This window comes from Stutzerimonas chloritidismutans, assembly GCF_051486945.1.
Classification (GTDB): Bacteria; Pseudomonadota; Gammaproteobacteria; order Pseudomonadales; family Pseudomonadaceae; genus Stutzerimonas; species Stutzerimonas chloritidismutans_B.
Map to the genome: position 1 here is coordinate 771310 of NZ_JAHVDX010000001.1, position 19383 is coordinate 790692.

18 protein-coding genes are annotated in these 19383 nt (G+C 63.7%); 17 read left to right on the top strand and 1 reads right to left on the bottom strand.

The window, feature by feature from the left end; all coding sequences use genetic code 11:
• The first annotated feature begins 324 nt into the window (after nt 1-324).
• The 11 genes from KXR72_RS03390 (at nt 325) to KXR72_RS03440 (ending at nt 12395) form a co-directional block, all read left to right on the top strand.
• Nucleotides 325-1284 carry an AAA family ATPase gene (locus KXR72_RS03390; protein WP_437419691.1) on the top strand — a complete coding sequence of 320 codons (960 nt, stop codon included), beginning with the start codon at nt 325-327 and terminating at the stop codon, nt 1282-1284.
• Complete coding sequence (locus KXR72_RS03395; RefSeq protein ID WP_437419692.1) at nt 1284-2267, top strand: DUF58 domain-containing protein; 984 nt, start codon at nt 1284-1286, stop codon at nt 2265-2267. Before KXR72_RS03390 ends, KXR72_RS03395 begins: the two co-directional genes overlap by 1 nt.
• On the top strand, nt 2264-2758 hold the full coding sequence (locus KXR72_RS03400; protein WP_437419693.1) for a DUF4381 domain-containing protein: 495 nt from the start codon (nt 2264-2266) through the stop codon (nt 2756-2758). Before KXR72_RS03395 ends, KXR72_RS03400 begins: the two co-directional genes overlap by 4 nt.
• Nucleotides 2751-3758, top strand: coding sequence for a vWA domain-containing protein (locus KXR72_RS03405; protein WP_437419694.1), 1008 nt, complete (start codon nt 2751-2753; stop codon nt 3756-3758). The genes KXR72_RS03400 and KXR72_RS03405 overlap by 8 nt, the downstream gene beginning before the upstream one ends.
• Nucleotides 3755-5491 (top strand): VWA domain-containing protein, encoded by a 1737-nt coding sequence (locus tag KXR72_RS03410; protein ID WP_437419695.1) that lies wholly within the window; start codon nt 3755-3757, stop codon nt 5489-5491. Before KXR72_RS03405 ends, KXR72_RS03410 begins: the two co-directional genes overlap by 4 nt.
• Entirely contained in the window at nt 5488-7110 is a 1623-nt protein-coding gene (locus KXR72_RS03415; protein WP_437419696.1) for a BatD family protein, read from the top strand. Before KXR72_RS03410 ends, KXR72_RS03415 begins: the two co-directional genes overlap by 4 nt.
• Before the next feature lie 113 nt (nt 7111-7223).
• On the top strand, nt 7224-8447 hold the full coding sequence (locus KXR72_RS03420) for a CmpA/NrtA family ABC transporter substrate-binding protein (protein ID WP_437419697.1): 1224 nt from the start codon (nt 7224-7226) through the stop codon (nt 8445-8447).
• Nucleotides 8448-8457: 10 nt separating this feature from the next.
• On the top strand, nt 8458-9036 hold the full coding sequence (locus KXR72_RS03425; RefSeq protein WP_437419698.1) for an ANTAR domain-containing response regulator: 579 nt from the start codon (nt 8458-8460) through the stop codon (nt 9034-9036).
• 279 nt (nt 9037-9315) lie between these two features.
• Entirely contained in the window at nt 9316-10155 is an 840-nt protein-coding gene (locus KXR72_RS03430; protein WP_437419699.1) for an amidohydrolase family protein, read from the top strand.
• Nucleotides 10156-10157: 2 nt separating this feature from the next.
• Nucleotides 10158-10955, top strand: a complete 798-nt coding sequence (locus tag KXR72_RS03435) for an enoyl-CoA hydratase-related protein (protein ID WP_437419700.1) — start codon at nt 10158-10160, stop codon at nt 10953-10955.
• 147 nt (nt 10956-11102) lie between these two features.
• Nucleotides 11103-12395 carry an MFS transporter gene (locus KXR72_RS03440; RefSeq protein WP_437419701.1) on the top strand — a complete coding sequence of 431 codons (1293 nt, stop codon included), beginning with the start codon at nt 11103-11105 and terminating at the stop codon, nt 12393-12395.
• Between the two features lie 22 nt (nt 12396-12417).
• Here KXR72_RS03440 and KXR72_RS03445 read toward each other — a convergent pair whose 3' ends face one another.
• Nucleotides 12418-13038 (bottom strand): TetR/AcrR family transcriptional regulator, encoded by a 621-nt coding sequence (locus KXR72_RS03445; protein WP_437419702.1) that lies wholly within the window; start codon nt 13036-13038, stop codon nt 12418-12420.
• A 136-nt stretch (nt 13039-13174) separates the two neighbouring features.
• Between KXR72_RS03445 and KXR72_RS03450 the strand changes: the two genes are divergently transcribed.
• From KXR72_RS03450 to KXR72_RS03475, 6 genes are all read left to right on the top strand, one after another.
• Nucleotides 13175-13939, top strand: coding sequence for an SDR family NAD(P)-dependent oxidoreductase (locus KXR72_RS03450; RefSeq protein WP_437419703.1), 765 nt, complete (start codon nt 13175-13177; stop codon nt 13937-13939).
• A 71-nt stretch (nt 13940-14010) separates the two neighbouring features.
• Nucleotides 14011-15660: a (2,3-dihydroxybenzoyl)adenylate synthase gene (locus tag KXR72_RS03455; RefSeq protein ID WP_437419704.1), complete on the top strand. Its 1650-nt coding sequence runs from the start codon at nt 14011-14013 to the stop codon at nt 15658-15660.
• A complete protein-coding gene (locus KXR72_RS03460; protein ID WP_437419705.1) occupies nt 15657-16427 on the top strand; it encodes a crotonase/enoyl-CoA hydratase family protein in 771 nt (256 codons plus the stop codon). Before KXR72_RS03455 ends, KXR72_RS03460 begins: the two co-directional genes overlap by 4 nt.
• 19 nt (nt 16428-16446) lie before the next feature.
• The gene (locus KXR72_RS03465; protein ID WP_437419706.1) at nt 16447-17640 is read left to right on the top strand and encodes an acetyl-CoA C-acyltransferase; all 1194 of its coding nucleotides are present in this window, start codon (nt 16447-16449) and stop codon (nt 17638-17640) included.
• A 56-nt stretch (nt 17641-17696) separates the two neighbouring features.
• Entirely contained in the window at nt 17697-18647 is a 951-nt protein-coding gene (locus tag KXR72_RS03470) for a SphA family protein (protein ID WP_437419707.1), read from the top strand.
• 105 nt (nt 18648-18752) lie between these two features.
• Complete coding sequence (locus KXR72_RS03475) at nt 18753-19175, top strand: acyl-CoA thioesterase (protein WP_437419708.1); 423 nt, start codon at nt 18753-18755, stop codon at nt 19173-19175.
• The last annotated feature ends 208 nt before the right edge of the window (nt 19176-19383 follow it).

A 19383-nucleotide genomic window follows, 5' to 3' on the forward strand; every position in this document is an offset into this window, starting at 1 on the left:
CGCGGCACCTGACTGGCAACGCAACCTGTAAGTTCAACGTTAGTTAAGCAGACAGCGATGCGGGCCCCGGCCCACCTTCTTCTTACGCTGGCGAACCGGTTGCGGTCACATTTAATTGCCGCGGATGACAACCGATCGTGCTCAGGCCTGATCATCGTCAAGCGCGACCTGCATAGCGCACCGGCAACGTCCGGACGCGCCTCGTTCGAACCCGCCCCAGGTGCCTGAAGTTGCCGAGCGGCGCATAGCTGGGGCCAGGCAAATCGATTAAAGTCGTGAACGCCCGGCAGCCATGCCGGCACGCCCCTCAAGAAGAGCTCAGCGATGGATCACCGTGACGCATTGGTCGCCCTGCGACAGTTCCTTTCCTCCCAAATTTTCGGCCAGGAACGGCTGGTCGAGCGCCTGCTGATCGCACTGCTCGCCGACGGCCATCTGCTCGTCGAAGGCGCACCGGGCCTGGCCAAGACGCGCGCTATCAAGGAATTGGCAGGTGGGCTAGAGGCAGAGTTCCATCGTATCCAATTCACGCCGGACCTTTTGCCCGCCGACATCACCGGCACCGAGATCTATCGCCCCGAAACCGGGAGCTTTGTGTTCCAACAGGGGCCGATCTTCCACAACCTCGTGCTGGCCGATGAAATCAACCGCGCGCCAGCCAAGGTGCAGTCCGCGCTGCTCGAGGCGATGGCCGAGCGGCAGGTCAGCGTCGGGCGCAGCACCTATGACCTGTCGCCACTGTTTCTCGTCATGGCGACGCAGAACCCCATCGAGCAGGAAGGCACCTATCCCTTACCGGAAGCGCAGCTCGACCGCTTCCTTCTGCACGTCAAGCTCGGCTTCCCGGACGCCTCCGTGGAGCGGCGCATCCTGCAACAGGCACGGGGCGAAGCCATCAACGGCGAAACGCCGCCCGAGCACCGGGTGTCGCAACAAGCGATCTTCGCCGCGCGCAAGGAAATCCTCGGGCTCTACATGGCCGATGCGGTGGAGGAATACCTGGTGCAACTGGTCATGGCGACCCGCACCCCGGCCAAATTCGATGCCGAGCTGGCCAGCTGGATTGCCTACGGCGCGAGCCCGCGCGGCTCGATTTCGCTGGATCGCTGCGCCCGTGCGCATGCCTGGCTGGCGGGTCGGGACTTCGTCAGCCCGGAAGACATCCAGGCCATGTTCTTCGACGTACTGCGCCATCGCCTGATTCTGTCATTCGAGGCGGAAGCCGCCGGAATCGACCAGGATCGCGTGCTGCAACGCATTCTCGACGTGGTCGCGGTGGCCTGATGCAACCGGCACCCTCGGCCCAGGCGGGCCGGAGCAGCAACGGCTTGGATGCGGGAAGCCCATCCGGCATTCGCATTACGCTCGCCGAACTGATCGACATCCGCCATCGCATTCGGGAAGTACCGCTGTTCTCCACGCCACATCGCCGCAGCCCGCTGGTCGGCCTGCACCATTCCAAGTTGCGCGGTCGTGGCGTCGACTTCGATCAAGTGCGTATTTACCAGGCCGGAGACGATGTCCGCACCATTGATTGGCGCGTCACCGCCCGCACGCAGGAACCCCATACCAAGCTCTTTCATGAGGAGCGCGAGCGGCCGATTTACCTGCTCGTTGAACAGAGCAGCCGACTGTTTTTCGGCAGCGGCCTGGCCTTCAAATCAGTGCTGGCCGCGCAGGCCGCGAGCCTGGTCGGTTGGGCGGCTCTGAGCCACAACGATCGTGTCGGCGGCCTGGTATTCGGCCAGGGCGATCACCACGAGATCAAGCCGCGCCGCAGCAAGCAGAGCCTGCTCCAGCTGCTTGACCGCCTGGCCCGCGCCAACGCTCGGCTGGAAGCCGACGCGTTCCACTACCCGGATGCGTTTGGCATGGCGCTGCGCCGCGCACGCGAGGTGCTGCGCCCCGGGAGCCTGGCCGTCATCGTTTGCGACGAGCGCACCCTCGGCGACGCCGCCGAGCAGCAATTGGCCCTTTTGGCCCGCCATGTCGACCTGCTCCTGATTCCCGTATTCGATCCCCTGGACCGTGCCCTGCCGGCAGCCGGCCTGCTGCGTTTTGCCCAGGCCGGTGCCCGACTGGAGCTCGACACCCATGACGCGGCCCTGCGTCAGGCCTACCGAGACCAGGGCGAAGAAAGACGTGCGCGCTGGCAGCGCCTGGCTGACCGCCTGCGCCTGCCGCTGATGCCTCTGGATGCGCATCGCGAGCTGATCGAGCAACTGCGCGAACACTTGAGCGTGCAGCTCCCAGGTGCATCCCGATGAGCCTCGTCGCACAGCTGGACCCGCTGATTCAGCCCGCACCGGTGAGCGCCTGGCCGCCGGCGCCTGGCTGGTGGTTTCTCGCCGCCTTCGCGTTGACGCTCCTTCTCCTGGTACGCACCCGCCCCTGGCGCCGCCTGGTCCGCACGCCCCAGGCGGCACCCGGCACCCCGCTCGACCCGCAACGCCAGATCGCGCTCGACGAACTGGCCCAACTTCGCAAACCCTACGACGGCCAGCCGGCCAACCAGTGGTTGCAACAACTCAACGGATTGCTAAAGCGCCTCTGCCGCATCCGCTACCCGGACGACAGCCCCCATACGCTGAGCGGCCGAGCCTGGCTGGCCTTTCTCGACAGCCGCTGCCCCTCCGCCGGCCTGACGCGTTGGATGGTGCTGGTCGAAGGGCTCTACCGCGCCGAGTGCCGGCTGGACGACAAAGCCATCGAAGGGCTGGAGCAAGCGGTGCAGATCTGGATTCGCAAACATGTTTGAGCTGGCATGGCCGTGGGTTTTCCTGCTCATGCCGCTGCCGTGGCTGCTGCGCTGGCTACTGCCCGCCGCGGACAGCGGCGACGCGGCGCTCAAAGTCAGCTTCCTCGGTGAGCTGGAAGCCTTGTCCGGGCGCCGCGCCCAAGCATCGCTGCCCGGGTGGCGCCTGCAACTGCCCTACCTGCTCGTCTGGCTGTTGCTGCTGAGCGCCGCGGCGCGTCCGCAATGGCTGGGCGAGCCGCTGCCCCTACCGACCACAGGTCGCGACCTGCTGCTGGCGGTCGACGTTTCCGGCTCGATGGATTTCCCCGACATGCTGTGGGAAGGCGAGGAAATTAGCCGTCTGGATCTGGTCAAGCGATTGATCGGCGACTTCATCACCGAGCGCAATGGAGACCGCGTCGGGTTGATCCTCTTTGGCAGCCAAGCCTATCTGCAAGCCCCCCTGACCTTCGACCGGCAGACCGTTCGCACCTGGCTCGACGAGGCCGTGATTGGCATCGCCGGCAACAATACGGCAATTGGCGATGCCATTGGGCTTGGCGTCAAGCGCCTGCGTGAGCGCCCCGCCAACAGCCGTGTGCTCATTCTCATCACGGACGGCGCCAACAACGGCGGCGAAGTCGAACCGCTGCTTGCGGCGCGCATGGCTGCCAGCGAGCAGGTGCGAGTGCACACGCTGGGCATCGGCGCCGACATCGAACCCGGTGGCGTGATCGACCGCTTTGGTTTCAACCCCGGCGGCGACCTGGACGAAACCACCCTGCGCTCCGTCGCCGACATCACCGGCGGGGAGTATTTTCGCGCCCGTTCCTCTGAGGAACTACGCGCCATAGGCGCCACCCTCGACCGCATCGAGCCCGCGGCTCAGCAGCCCGCCCAGGCCCGCCTCGCCGACACTCTCTACGCATGGCCACTCGCCGCTGCGCTGCTGCTGAGCGTCGCGCTGGTGGTGCGTCGGCTCTGGCCCTTGTGGAACCCGGCTGGAGGCCAACGCCCATGAGCGAATGGCTTCCCCACCTGATGCGGCCGTACTGGCTGCTCGCCCTACCGGGATTGGCCTGGCTGCTGTGGCGCCTATGGCACCGGCAGCGCCGCATCGGCCGCTGGCAACGCCTGTTGCCGCCGCATTTCCATGCCGCCTTGCTGACACGCGGCAAGCTGCGTAATAGCCGCCTGCCCTGGCTTATTCTCGGCAGCGCCTGGCTGCTGACCTGCCTCGCGCTGCTCGGGCCGAGTTGGCAAAAAGCCGAGCAACCCGGCATGTCGCGGCTCGATCCGCTGGTCATTCTGCTCGACCTGACCCCGACCATGCTGGCCTCCGACGTCAGTCCGACCCGCCTGGAAGCGGCCAAGCGCAAGGTCGTCGACCTCCTGCAGGTCCGCCAGGACGCGCAGACGGCCATCGTCGTCTACGCCGGCAGCGCACACACGCTGGTGCCGCTGAGCAACGACGTGGCCACCGCACGCAACCTGCTCGATGCCCTCGAGCCTGACCTGATGCCCGAGCCTGGCCATCGGGCGGACCTGGCCGTCGCCCAAGGCATCGAGCTGCTGGAGCGAGGCGCTAACGGTCGTGGGCGCCTGCTGCTGATTGGCAGCAGCTTGGCCGAACAGGAGCGCGCCGGCATTGAAGAACAGCTGGAAGACAGTCCTCTGCGGCTGATGATCCTAGGCATCGGCACCGAACAGGGCGCGCCCATCGCTCGCGAGGACGGCAGCTTTATCAAGGACGAACGCGGCGCCATTCTAATCCCGCGGCTGGACAGCCCCGGCATCCGTCGCTTCGCCAGCAGCATCGGTGGGCGCTATCAGCAGTCGCGTCTCGATGACGAAGACCTGCGCGGCCTCGGCCTGCTCGACAGCCAGGGCAACCTGAGCGCCCGTGAGGACAGCGTGCAGCTGAGCGCCTGGCTGGACCAGGGCCATTGGCTGCTGGTCCCGGTGCTGCTGCTCGCCGCCTGCGCCGGGCGCCGTGGCTGGTTGTTCGGCCTGGCGCTGCTCGTCTGGCTGCCTCAACCGGGCTACGCCGTGACGCTGCAGGACCTGTGGCTCAGGCCGGATCAGCAAGGCGAACGGCTGCTCCAGTCGCAGCGCGCGGCCGAAGCGGCGGAACGCTTCGAGAACCCGCGCTGGCAGGGCTTTGCGCGTTACCAGGCCGGTGACTATTCCGGTGCCGTGGAGAGTTTCACGCATGGCGACACCGCGGCAGATCACTACAACCGCGGCAATGCGTTAGCGGGCGATGATCAATTGGAAGCGGCCATCGAAGCCTACGACCAGGCCCTCGAGCAAGACCCGGGGCTCGAATCGGCCCGCCGCAACCGCGCCCTCGTCGAGCAAGCGTTGCACGAGCGCAGCCAGGCGTCGCAGGCAGACACAAGCGAGGATGCCTCGTCGAGCGAGACTGACGCCGACGACAGACCCCAGGACGACGAACGCCAAGCGGGGCAATCCACACCGCCGCGCCAACCCAATGAACGCAATCCGAGCGGCGCGGCAGCCGAGGAACAGGCGCAGCAGCCATTGCAGCCCGAGCAGGCCGAGTCGCAAGCCACCGAGACTTCGCAAGCAGGCGATGAGCAGGCGTTGGCGCAGGGCGAAGCGCCGCCGTTGAGCCCCGAAGAGGACCAGGCCATGAACCAGTGGCTACGCAAGATTCCCGACAATCCCGGCGAGCTGCTGCGCCGCAAATTCCTCTACGAACAACGTAAGCGCCAGGAGCTGGCTCGATGATCCGTGCAACCCTCTTGGCAGTCCTCCTGCTGCTCAGCCTGCCGGGCCAGGCGACCGGTCTGAGCGCGCGAGTCGACCGCACCCAGCTCAGCCTTGACGAGACAGTCGAACTGACCCTCGAGTCCAGCGACGCGACCGTATTCGGCAAGCCGGACCTGCAGCCGTTGCACGCACTGTTCAAGGTATTCGGCACGCGGCAATCGAACCAGCTGTCCGGCAGCAGCGGCGAAGCACGTGCGGTCACTCAGTGGCAGGTCACATTGCAACCGCGCCAGGCCGGCTACGTGATCATCCCGCCGTTACAACTGGGCGACTGGCGCAGCGAACCCATTACCTTGCATGTCAGCGAACCGGGCGATGATGACAGCAGCCAGCTCGCCCCAATCTTTATCGATGCCAGCCTCGACCAGGACAGCGTCTATGTGCAGGCCCAGGTCGTGCTGACACTGAGGATCTACCATTCCGTCTCGCTCTACGACGACAGCACCCTCTCGCCGTTGCAGATGCCCGATGCGCTGGTCGAGCGTCTGGGTGAGCCCAGAACCTACGAAAAGGACATCAACGGCATCCGCCACGGTGTGATCGAGGTGCGCTATGCACTCTTCCCACAAAAAAGCGGTGAGCTGACCATTCCGGCACAACTGTTCAGCGCGACCACCGTCGCCCCCGCCACCGGCGACTATTTTGGCTCACGCTTCGGCCGCTCGACGCAGGTCAAGTCGCCGACCATACCGCTTCAGGTCAAACCCAAACCGGCCGAATACCCAGCGGATGCACCCTGGTTGCCGGCCAGCAACCTGACGCTGGTCGAAGCCTGGAGCCCTGAGCCCGCCGACGCCCAGCTTGGCGAGGCTCTGACCCGTAGCCTCTTGCTCAAGGCCGAGGGGCTTTCCGCCTCCCAACTGCCGCCGATCGACATACCCAAGGTTGCCGGCCTGCGCGGTTACCCCGACCAGCCCAGCCTCAACAATGAGATTGGTGCAGCGGGCATCACCGGTAGCCGCGAGCAACGCGAAGCCCTCGTCGCCACCCGCGCAGGTGATTTCGAGCTGCCGACAGTCGAGCTGGTCTGGTGGAACACCCGGGAGGATCGCCTGGAGCGCACCACCCTACCGGCTCGGCCATTGCTCGTCGCCGACAATCCCGACCTGCAGCAGCCGGACATCGACGTCTCGCAGGCGACCGAACCCACACGGCAGGCCCTGCTTTGGCCCTGGCAACTGAGCAGCGCGCTGCTCTTGCTGACCACCCTGCTCGGCTTCGGGCTCTGGCTACATGCGCGCCGTCAACCGGCCGTGGCCCGCAACGTCCAGGTTGGGCCGACCCCGCGCTCGCTGCTCGAAGACCTCAAGCGCGCCTGCCTCGCCAATGACACCCAGGCGACTCGCCACGCACTGGATGCCTGGGCTCGTCAGCAGCCTGAGACGCTTGCCGATATGGCGGCCCGCTTCGTGCCGCTGTCCGACGCGCTCGATGGCCTCAATGGCGCGCTCTACAGCGAGACCGGCCAGCGCTGGCAGGGCGAGGCGCTGTGGCTGGCCATCAAGAACCTGCCGCCCCGGCAAGCGGGCGAAACCGAGCAGGACGCCACCCCGCTTCCTCCGCTATATCCCCGCTGAGCCCACCTGCATCCTTCCAAGCCTTGGCATGTGGCTTGCTTTGCCAGCCATATTCTCAGCAAGCGCGCGTCTGGCCTTACAGCCCGCGCGCCGCATGACAAGGCAGCGCATCCATGACCGATCTACCCTTCGCTCCCCGGCCCGACCCGTATGCGTGGGTCGCTGGCAGCGACGCGCCTGAAAAGCACGTCGTCAACCTCGGCTTCATGGCGCTTACCGACGCCGCCTCACTGATTGTCGCCGCGACCCAGGGCTTCGCCCAACCTTACGGCCTGACTCTGAATCTGCAGCGGCAAAGCTCCTGGTCGAACATCCGGGACAAGCTGATCGAGGGCGAACTGGATGCGGCCCACGGCCTGTACGGATTGATTTACGCCGTGCATCTGGGCATCGGTGGCAGCGCACCGGTAGACATGGCCGTGCTCATGGGCCTAGCCCAGAACGGGCAGAGCATCAGCCTCTCCAGCACGCTCAAGGCTGCTGGCGTGACCGATCCCGAGGCGCTCGGCACTTGCGTGCGCCAGAGTGGTGCAAAGCTGACCCTCGCCCAGACCTTTCCCACTGGCACCCACGCGCTCTGGCTCTACTACTGGCTTGCCGCGTACGGCATCCACCCGCTCAAGGACGTACGCACCCTCGTGGTGCCGCCGTCGCAGATGGTCGCCCACCTGCGTGCACGACGAATCGACGGCTTCTGCGCGGGAGAGCCCTGGGGAGCGCAGGCGATTCAGGAAGACATGGGCTTTACGCTGGCAACCAGCCAGTCGATCTGGCCAGACCACCCAGAAAAAGTGCTCGGCTGCACCCGCGCCTTCGTCGAGCAGTACCCCAACACTGCACGCGCGCTGGTCATGGCGATCCTAGAAGCCAGCCGTTTCATCGACGAGAGCCAGGAAAACCGCCGCAGCACTGCCCAGCTCATCGCCGGGCACGAGTATGTCGACGCGCCCCTTTCGGCCATCGAACCGCGCTTCCTCGGTCAATACGAGGATGGGCTTGGCCATGCGTGGCTGGACAAGCACCCGCTGCGCTTCTTCGGCAACGGCGAAGTGAACATGCCCTACCACTCCGACGGCCTCTGGTTCATGACTCAGCTTCGCCGCTGGGGTTTGCTTCGCGAAGATCCCGACTACCTCGCAATCGCCCAGCGCGTTCAACAGACAAGCCTGTATAGGGATGCCGCGTCAGCGTTGGACATCGCCGTACCCGCCTCGGCAATGCGCAGCGCGGTGCTAATGGATGGCAGCCGCTGGGATGGCAGCGATCCAGCCGGCTATGCGCGCAGCTTCGCCCTGCATGCACTGGCCGACCACCTCGCCTACCCAGAGCCTTGCTAGGGAGATCGCCATGCTCCGCGTCCTCTTGATCGACGACACTCCACGCAAGGTCGGCCGCTTGCGCGCCGCCCTCATCGAAGCCGGCTTCGAAGTCATAGAGGAGTCCGGCCTGACCATTGACCTGCCCGAGCGCGTCGAAGCCATCCGCCCGGACGTAGTGCTGATCGATACCGACTCGCCCGGCCGCGACGTAATGGAACAGGTCGTCATGGTCAGCCGCGACCAGCCCCGACCCATCGTCATGTTTACTGATGACAGTAATCCCGACGCCATGCGCCAGGCGATCCGCGCAGGGGTCAGCGCCTACATTGTCGAAGGCATCCAGGCCCAGCGCCTCAAACCCATCCTTGAGGTCGCCATGGCTCGCTTCGAAAGCGACCAGGCCATCCGCGCCCAACTCCACGCACGTGACCAACAACTGCTCGAACGCAAGCGCATCGAGCTGGCCAAAGGCATGCTGATGAAAATGCGCAGCTGCAACGAGGAAGAGGCCTACACCCTCATGCGCCGCCAGGCCATGAGCCGCCAACAGAAACTGATCCAGGTGGCCGAACAGATCATCGCGATGAATGATCTGCTGGGGCAGTAGCACTCGAACTACCCTGGCCACCGTCCGGTGGGCAGTAGACCCTATGTGTTCCGGCCGTCGCAGTGACCACGTGGCTGTCCCATGCGCGGTTGTCGCTCTGACCTGGCTGCTGACCCGTCGCAAATCAGTCAGTTAGATAACTGCTAGCTGCTCCTGCCCAGTTGCTTCAACGAGGCACACCCTTTTTGCGCTTGTAGATAGGCAGCATTGACACACCCACCGTATCGACCTATAACGAACATGTTCATAAATGATCAACAACAATAAAGGACGTGTCACATGCGCCGTATCGACCTGCATTGCTACCCCAACACTCAGCGCTGGATTGATTGTCAGGGACCTTATGTCAAGGCCCTTGCGGAATACTGGAACCGCGACTGGTCAGCCAAGACCGAGGAAGACGTAGTTCGCGAATTTCAGGCAGCCGGCATCGAAGCCGTGCTGGTTGCGCTGGACCTTCGCACCACCATCAACACGGTGCCGTGCGACAACGACTACGTGGCCGGAATGCGGGATCGTCACGACTGCATCATCCAGGCCTGGGGCGCGGTGGAACCTGCCATGGGCCAGATGGCGATTGACGAGGCCAAGCACGCCATTCGCGACCTTGACATGCTCGGCTTTCATTTCCATCCGATCATGCAGCACTTCAGCGTCGACGATCAGCGCTACTACCCGCTCTGGGAAGAGATCAGTGCGATGAAGGTGCCGGTGATGATCGACGTTGGCATGACCGGCATGGGCGCAGGGATGCCAGGCGGCATGGGCGCCAAGACTCGACATGCACACCCCTCCTCCATCGATACGCTGGCTGCGGACTTTCCCGACATGACTATCGTCATGGCCCATCCCGGTTATCCTTGGATCGACGAAACCACTGTGTGCGCTCTGCACAAGGGCAACGTGTTTTGGGAGATGTCCGGATGGGCACCGAAATATCTGCCCGAAGCGCTCAAGCGCGATATCCGCGGGCGGCTCAAGCACAAGGTCATGTTCGGCAGCGACTACCCGAGCATCCCTCACGAGCGGCTGTTCCGCGAGTGGAGCGAGCTGGGCTACTCGGACGAAATGCTCGAGCTGTTCTTCCACAAGAACGCCGAACGCGTCTTGGGACTGTAACCGTGAGCACGCTGCAGGTCACCACCGAGCGCCGCGGGCATGTGTTGCATATCTGCATCAACCGGCCCGAGGTGCGTAATGCGCTGGCGCCGAGCACGTATCACCAGCTCAGCCTGGCGCTGGATGAGCTGGAAAACGACTCGGCGTTATGGGCGGGTGTCTTGACCGGTGCCGGCGAGCAAGCCTTCAGCGCAGGTCGGGATCTCAAGCAACTCGCCGCCATGACCGAGGCCACTGACGAACAGAAGGAAGAAGAGGCACAGCTTTGGCGCAGCACCACACGCCTGACCGATCGCTTCGATTTCTCCAAGCCGCTGGTGGCGCGGCTCAATGGGTCCGCCTACGGCGGCGGCCTGGAGTTGGCATTGGCCTGCGACATCATTGTTGCAGTCGAGCATGCCGAACTGGCCCTACCCGAGCCGAAGCGTGGTCTGATTGCAACCGCGGGCGGCGTGCACCGTCTGCCACGGCAGATCGGCTTGAAAGCGGCCATGGGCTTCCTCTTGACCGGGCGTTCCATGACCGCTCAGCGCGGCTACGAGTTGGGTCTGATCAACCAGGTAGTGCCCTCAGCCGAGCTGGACGATGCGGTCGCCGCATGGGTAGACGACATTCTCGCCTGTGCGCCGCTCGCGGTTCGCTCGACCAAGGCGTGCGCAATGCAGGGGCTGGACCTGCCCCTGCGTGAAGCCATGGCACGGCAGTATGAAGCGGAGACCATTCGCCAAAGGAGTCAGGACAGCGTGGAAGGCCCGCGCGCCTTCGCACAGAAACGGCCGCCGCGCTGGCTTGGCCAATGAGTGATCGGGGCGCCGGTAGGCAATTCCACGATTGTTGACCGGCGACCCGCATCGCCCCGATTGCTTGACCGAAAAGAAAAAGATCGCTGTTCGCATGGCAGCGCGACGGTGCTGCTACCTGAATAAAAACAATCACAGGTGCTACTCATGAACACGTCACAACGCTCCAATCGAGGCTGGTTCTACGGATGGTGGGTGGTCTGCGCCTCCGTCGTCGGCATGATCGTCAGCCAGGGTCCGGTCCTGGTCTTTACCTTCGGCATTTTCATGAAGCCACTGGGCGCCGAATTCGGCTGGACCCGCTCGCAGATCTCTTTGGCGCTGACCGTCTCGATTCTTTCTGCTGCTTTTTTTACACCCTGGGTTGGCCGACTGGTCGACCGTTACGGGGCACGCCAGGTAACGATTCCGGCGCTGATACTGTTTGGCCTCGGTGTAGCGAGCCTGGCGTTCCTGCCTGCAAACCTGGTGGTTTTCTACCTATGGTTCTGCTGCATCGGCATTTTGTCTGCCGGTGGCACACCGACTGCTTACGCCAAAGCCATCAGTCATTGGTTCATTCGTCGACGTGGCCTCGCGCTGGGTCTGAGCATGGCCGGTATCGGGCTTGGCGCAGCCTTCATGCCTATCGTCGCGCAACACGCCGTAGGTGCGATCGGCTGGCGTGGGGGATTTGCCGTCATCGGTGCGGTAGTGCTGGTCGGCATGCTGATCGTTGCGTTGAAACTGCGTAATTGTCCGGCAGACATGGGCCTGCACGCGGACAACGACCAGCCAATCTCCGGGAAACAACGCGTCGTCGCCGGCCTCAGCAGTCGCCAGTCGATGCGCACCAAAAACTTCTGGCTGATTGCTGTCTCGTTTTTTCTCGCGGCGCTGGCCATCAATGGGTGCTCAGTCCATTTCGTGCCGATGCTGACCGACCGAGGCGTCAGCCCGCAGGATGCCGCGCAGACCGCAGCCGTGATCGGTATGGCCCTTATTGTCGGGCGCGTCGCTGCAGGCTTTCTGCTCGACTACCTGTTCGCCCCCTTCGTGACATTGTTTTTCTTCAGCGGCCCGGTGATTGGCATCCTGTTGCTCTACGGCGGTGCCACCGGTGGCGAGGCGGTGCTCTGCGCCGCGCTGATCGGGCTGGGTGTCGGTGCCGAAGTCGACCTGATTGCCTATCTGGCCTCCCGCTACTTCGGCCTGAAGGCATTCGGCGAAGTCTACGGCTACCTCTTCGCTATCTTCTGTGTCGGCACTGCGCTAGGCCCGCTGCTTATGGGGACGGGGCAGACCTTGCTCGGCAGCTACGACCTGGTGCTCCTGCTGTTCGTTGGCTGCATGCTCGCCGCCTGCGTGCTGATCTGCTGCGTAGGCCGCTACCCCGACCTGTCGCAGCCCGAATCGCCCACGGCCGCGCAAGGCCAGGCCAGCTCCGCACTGCCTTCCTGACGCAACCTGCTCGTGCGCGGCCTCAAACCAGGCCGTGCATGAGCAAATGCAGGCGCTTCATTAGCTCATTCAGCCCGTCTTCAGGGTTTACAGATGCGTCGGCCAGCCACATCCGGATCTCCGCGGCCAGCAGATAGAAGATCGTCTTAGCGATAAAGGCGTCATCTTCGCCCGCGGTCACCTCTCCCCGCTCGCGTGCTTGCTTTACCAGTTCGGCTATGCACTCGATGGTCTTCGCGCGTGTCGCCTGAAAGCGCTCGCTTTGCATGCCGGTCGTATAGAAGGTGATCTCGCGGGTAACGTCGCGCGACAGCACCTTGTCCTGCCCGTAGAACTCGAAGAATTGGCGCAGCGCCAGCTTCAGGTTATCCAGCAGACCGGACGTTGGATCGCAGCCGGAAAACGCCCTGTCCGTCAGCTCCGCGAGGTCGTCATTGACCACCATGAACAGCAGGTCGCGCTTGTCAGTCGCGTAGAGGAACAGCGTGGAGAGCCCCACGTCAGCTTCCTGGGCGATCTGCCGTGTGGTGGTCGGCTCGAAGCCGTTTTCGGTAAATAGCTTGCGGGCCGCGGCGCGGATACGCAGGAATTTGTCCAGTTTGTTGCGCTCGCGCAGGTTCATCGGCGGCTTTTCGTTAAGCATTTAATTCTTTCCTATCAAAAGGTTGCAGCTCAGCACAGCGTTTCGCGGGAAATCTTTGGCGAGCGGACGTTGACAACCACTTGTATCACACCTAAAACTGAACATGTTCACTTATAAACAAAAACCGGAGTTGAACATGGACAAGAATAACAAGGTTGCCCTGGTCACGGGCTCGGCTTCTGGGATCGGGTCGACGGTGGCTGTCACGCTGGCAAAAGCGGGCTACGACGTGATCGTCAACTACAGTCGCAACGCCGAATCGGCACAGGCCACGGTCGCTGCATGCGAGGCGGCCGGCGCGCGGACGCTGCTGGTCAAGTGCGATGTGTCCGACGAGGCAAGCGTCATAGCGATGATGGAGACCATCAAACAGCACTACAGCCGCCTGGACGTGGTATGCAGCAACGCAGGCGTCTCCATCGACACTCCGCCCAAGCGCTTTCACGAAATCGATGTGAATGACTGGGATCGGGTGTTTTCGGTCAACGTCCGTGGCCTGTTCCTCGTGGCCAAGCACACGCGCGAGCTGCTGCTCGAAGCCGAGAAGCCTTGCATGGTCAACACCGCGTCGATCGTCGGCATGCGGCCCGGCGCGCAGCCGTTGCCCTACTCGGCCTCCAAGGCTGCGGTGATCAGCATGACCCAGACGCTGGCCAATGCGCTGGGGCCAAAAGTGCGGGTCAATGCCATCGCCCCCGGCTGGATGGAAGGCGACTGGATGAAGTGGATGCTTCAGGACAACTACGACAAGCTCATGACCCGCCGTGCCCGCGCCACCCCGCTGCAGCGCTGCGTGACCATGGAAGATGTCGCCGAAGTCGTGCTCACTCTCATCGAGCACATGCACTTCGTGACCGGCGAAACGATCGTTATCGACGGCGGCTTCGCCAAGACCACCTGAGCGCGCCCGCGCCCCTCGAAGCCCCGCTTCGAATGCCTTGAACAACAACGACAACATCGAGGATTCAGACGATGGACGGATTTGTGCCGTTTCCGGAAAGCTACGCTCAGCGATATCGCGCCGAGGGCTACTGGAAAGACAGAACCATTGCCCAGACGCTTGCCGAAGTCTGCGAGCGCTACGCGGAGCGCGTCGCCGTATGCGATGCCCATACCGAACTGACCTACCACGCACTGGACCAGAGTGCCACGCGCCTGGCACTCAACCTGCTCGACACCGGCCTTGAGCCCGGCGACATCGTCGTGTTGCAGCTGGGCAATGTGCTGGAGTTCGTGCAGGTCTACCTGGCCCTGCAAAAAATTGGCGTGCGACCGATCCTGGCCCTGCACACCCATCGCTATCGTGAGCTGCGCCAGTTCGTGGCGCTGTCCGGCGCTACCGCCACGATCACCGCGGACCGGGCCAAGGACTGCGATTTCATCGATATCGTCAACCGCGTGGAGGCCGACACCGACAGCATTCGCCTGAAGATTGTCCTCGGCGACACGCCCGAGGGCTTCGTTTCGTTGCGTGAGCTGATCGCCGCCGAACCGCGCCGTGACGTTGCCGAGCTCGATGCCATCCAGGCCGGCATCGACCCGTGCAGCCCCGCACTGTTCCTGCTCTCCGGTGGCACCACGGGCATCCCGAAAATGATCCCGCGCACCCATAACGACTACATCTGCAACTCCACGCTGGCGACCCGCTACACCGGCATCGACGAGCATTCGGTGCTGCTCGATGTACTGCCCATCGCACACAATCTGCCGCTGGCCTGCCCCGGCTTGCAGGGCTTCATGCTCAAGGGGGCCAAGGTAGTGGTGCACAACAGCACCCGCGCCGAGGAAGTCTTTCCGTTGATCGAGCGGTTCGGCGTCACCCACATCCACGTGGTGCCGGCGCTGCTGATCATGTGGATGAACGATCCGAAAGTCGGCGAGTACAACCTCGACAGCGTGCGTGTGATCCAGTCCGGCGGCCAACGCCTGCAACCCGAAACACGTGGGCTGACCGAGAAGGTGCTGCGCAACTGCACCGTGCAGGAAAACTTCGGCATGGCCGAGGGGCTGCTGATGTTCGTGCGTCTGGACGACCCGCTCGACGTGCGGCGCCAGTCTGTCGGCCGGCCGGTATGCGAAGCCGACGAAGTTCTGCTGCTCGACGATAACGATCAGCCGGTGCCGGACGGCGTGCCGGGCGAGCTGTGCTGCCGCGGCCCCTATACCCTGCGCGGTTACTTTAACGCCCCCGAGCACAACGCCCGCGCTTTCACCCCGGAAGGTTTTTACCGCTCAGGCGACATGATGCGGCGCCTGCCCTCGGGCAATTTCGTGGTCGAGGGACGCAAGAAGGACCTGATCAACCGCGGTGGCGAGAAAATCTCTGCCGAAGAGATTGAAAACCTCATCCTCGGCCATCCGGCGGTGACCAACGTCGCCTGCGTCGCCATGCCGGACCCGGTGCTGGGCGAGAAGATGTGCGCGTTCGTCATTCTCAAGCCCGGTCGCAGCCTGGCGCTATTGGAGCTGGTGGAATTCCTCCAGGCTGAGGAAATCGCCCGTTTCAAACTGCCCGAGCGCCTGGAAGTGGTCGACAGCTTTCCGCTTTCGACCTTCGGCAAAGTCTCGAAGAAGGACCTGGTCGAGCGGGTCACCGCCAAGCTGCAGGAGGAAGCGGCGTGAGTACCTTCATCGAGTACGCGCAGCAAGGTGCCGTGGTCACGCTGACCATGCAAGCGCCAGAGCAGCACAACGCACTGACGAGCCAGGCGCAGTTCGAGGCGTTCGGCGAGGTGTGCGACCGCATCAACCGGGACGCTGACGTCAAGGTGGTGGTCCTTACCGGCGCTGGCAAATCCTTCTGTGCCGGCGGCAATGTCAAGGACATGAAGGCGCGCGCCGGCCTGTTCGCGGGCGATCCCTATCGCCTGCGTCAGGGCTATCGCCACGGCATTCAGCAGATACCGCTGGCGGTGTACCGGCTGGAGGTGCCGACCATTGCTGCAATCAACGGCCCTGCCATCGGCGCCGGTTGCGACCTGGCGCTGATGTGCGACATGCGCATCGCTTCGACCCGCGCGCGGTTTGCCGAAAGCTTCGTCAAGCTTGGGATCATCCCCGGCGACGGCGGCGCCTGGCTGCTGCCACGGGCACTGGACAACCTGTCGCGCGCCTATGAACTGGCCTTCACCGGGGATGCGATCGATGCGGCGACGGCCCTGGACTACGGGCTGGTCTCGCAGGTCGTCGAGCCGGACGCGCTGATGCAGACGGCGCAAGCGCTGGCCGAACGCATCGCTGCCAACCCCGGACACGCCTTGCGCCTGACCAAGACGCTGCTGCGCGAAAGTCAGCATCAACGCCTTGAGCCGATCCTCGAACTGTCCGCGGCCTACCAGGCCCTTTCCCATCACACCGAGGACCACAGGGCGATCATGCAGTCGCTTTGATGCCAGGAGAAATGCCGAAATGAACGAAGCCTGCATCGTTTCCTATGCGCGAACGCCCATCGCAAAAGCCTACCGGGGGGCGTTCAACATCACGCCCATGCCCAGTCTCGCCGCGCCGGTATTCCAGGCCGCACTGGCGCGAGCCGGGCTGGTTGGGGAAAGCATAGAAGAGGTCATCATGGGCTGCGGACGCCCTGAAGGCACCCAAGGCAAGAACGTCGCCCGCATCGCGCTGCTGCGGGCCGGTCTGCCAGACAGCGTTGCGGCCGTGACGGTCAGCCGACATTGCGGCTCAGGGCTGCAAGCCATCGCAGCGGCAGCGCAGCGGATCATTGTCGATGGCACACCGACGATGCTCGCCGCCGGTGGCGAGTCGATCAGCCTGGTGCAGAACGAACACACCAATGAATTCCATGGCCGCGATCCATGGCTGCTGGAGCATCGCCCCGACGCCTATATCAGCATGCTGGAAACGGCCGAAGTCGTGGCGCAGCGTTATGGCATCAGCCGCGCCGACCAGGACGACTACGCACTGAGCAGCCAGCGGCGCACCGCACAGGCACAGCGCGACGGCTTGTTCGACGACGAAATCGTGCCGATCGAGACGGTCAAGCAGGTCTTGGACAAATCCCAGTACGAATGCCGGCAGGAATCCATACGACTGGACCGAGACGAATGCAACCGCCCCGACACCCGCGCGGAGCAATTGCGTGGGTTGAAGCCGGTGCTCGACGGGGACGGCCGCACCGTCACGGCCGGCAACGCGTCCCAGCTAAGCGATGGCGTGGCCGCGTGCGTGTTGATGAGCCGCGAGGAGGCGGATCGTCATGGTCGCAAGCCACTCGGGTTCTTCCGCGGTTTGGCCAGTGCTGGCTGCGCACCGGATGAAATGGGCATAGGCCCCGTTCTCGCCGTCCCTCGGCTGCTGGCCAGGCATGGGCTTTCGGTGCGCGACATCGACCTGTGGGAGCTCAACGAAGCCTTCGCCTCGCAAGTGCTCCATTGCCAGCGCCAGCTCGGCATCCCGCTGGACCGGCTCAACGTAAACGGCGGCGCCATCGCGCTGGGCCATCCCTACGGCATGTCGGGGGCGCGGCTGGTCGGGCATGCACTGCTCGAAGGGCGCCGTCGTGGTGCGCGCCTGGTGGTGGTCACCATGTGCGTCGGTGGCGGCCAGGGCCTGGCCGGGCTGTTCGAGGTCTGCCATGACTAGCTGATCGCCGCCCGACGCCTCCCGGTTGAACAACAAAAACAAAAAAGGAAACCATGATGAAAAAGCACCTCTCAGCGCCCCGTCGCGGCGCCACTTTCGCGTTGCTGGCGCTTCCATTGATAGCGCCACTCGCCGGCGCCTCCGAAACCAACGGCAGCCCGTACCCGGTTGGCGTGGACACCAATCTCAGCGGCCTGATGCTGCCCGAAGGGCTCAACACCCTGCTCTATTACTCGCACTATTCGGCGGACAAGATCACCGATGGCAACGGCGACGAGCGCGCCGCCGTGGCGCGCTACAAGATCGAGGCGGACGTGGTCGCAGCCCGATTCAGCTATGTCTGGCCGGGTGTGCGCTGGCTCGGCGCGAATGTCGAGACGCGCCTGGTGCTGGTCGTGCCGACGCTGGACCTCACGCTGGATGTAAATCGTCCAGGCGGTTTGCCACCGCTGGACCGTGGCGGCTCGACAACCAATCTGGGCGACACGACATTCGCGCCCGTGCTGCTCGGCTGGCACAGCCCGACGCTGCACCAGATTGCCGGCGTCGAGAGCTTCCTGCCCACCGGCGAATACGATGCCGACGAACCAGTCAACGCGGGGCGTAATCAGTTTCAGGTAGCGCCTTTCTACGGCGTCACCTGGTTTCCGAACAAGCACTGGGAAGCCAGCGCCAAGGTTCGCTACGCATTCAACTCGACCAACACCGATACCGACTACCGCTCCGGTGACGAGCTGACACTTGAGTTCAGCGGCGGCTACCGCCTGACCGACAATCTCTCGATGGGCCTCAATGGCTACTGGTTCAACCAGACCACCGACGATGAGATCGACGGGCAAGCACTCGCCGATGGCGGCAATCGCGGCAATGTCAAGGCGCTCGGCCCATACGTCTCCTACCGCTTCGCGCCGAACTTCGCACTGGTGGCCAAGATGCAGAAGGAATTCGATGCGGAGAATCGGCCGGAAGGCACCCGCCTCTGGCTGCAGGCGCGGCTGCCTTTCTAGGCCATGCGGCGGATGCGCATGCCTCCGCCATATCCGCAGGTGGTCCCGTTGTGCAGCTCGCAGGCATCATGGCCGTACACCAAACAGACACGACAAGGAGTACAAATGCTCAGCTTCAGCCGCGACCTGATCATCGAATGGGGCGATTGCGACCCGGCGGGTATCGTCTTTTATCCGCGCTATTTCGCCATGTTCAACGCATCGACTGATCTCATGGTCGCTAATTCCGGTTTGGATGTCGGCACCTTGTTCGAGCGCCATGGCGCGGTTGGCTGGCCGATGGTCGATAGCCAGGCCATCTTCAAACTGCCCGCACGTTTCGGCGAACAGGTGCGCATCGTCAGCCGCGTGACCGAGGTTAACGAGTCGAGCTTCGCGATCCGCCACGAACTGTTCAAACACGACGACCGCCTGGCCGTGACCGGTATCGACAAGCGGGTCTGGGCGGTCAAGCACCCGGATCGCCTTGGCGAGCTGAAAAGCGCCGCGATTCCAGCGGAGCTGCGGGACACGCTGCTGGCTGAATGACGCGTAATGAAAGCGTTGCCTCAGCGAACCAAAACGGCGCCAACGGGTTATACGGCGGCCGATAGTGAACCGATAACGTGCAGCGCCTCCGCTAAGATGGCGATCGTCATTCCGAAACGACTCGACTAGCCATCCTATCTCTCTGATTTTTAAACCGGTTCTCTTCAAACCGCATCCAGCCAAACGACTTTGGCAAGCCCCTTGCAAT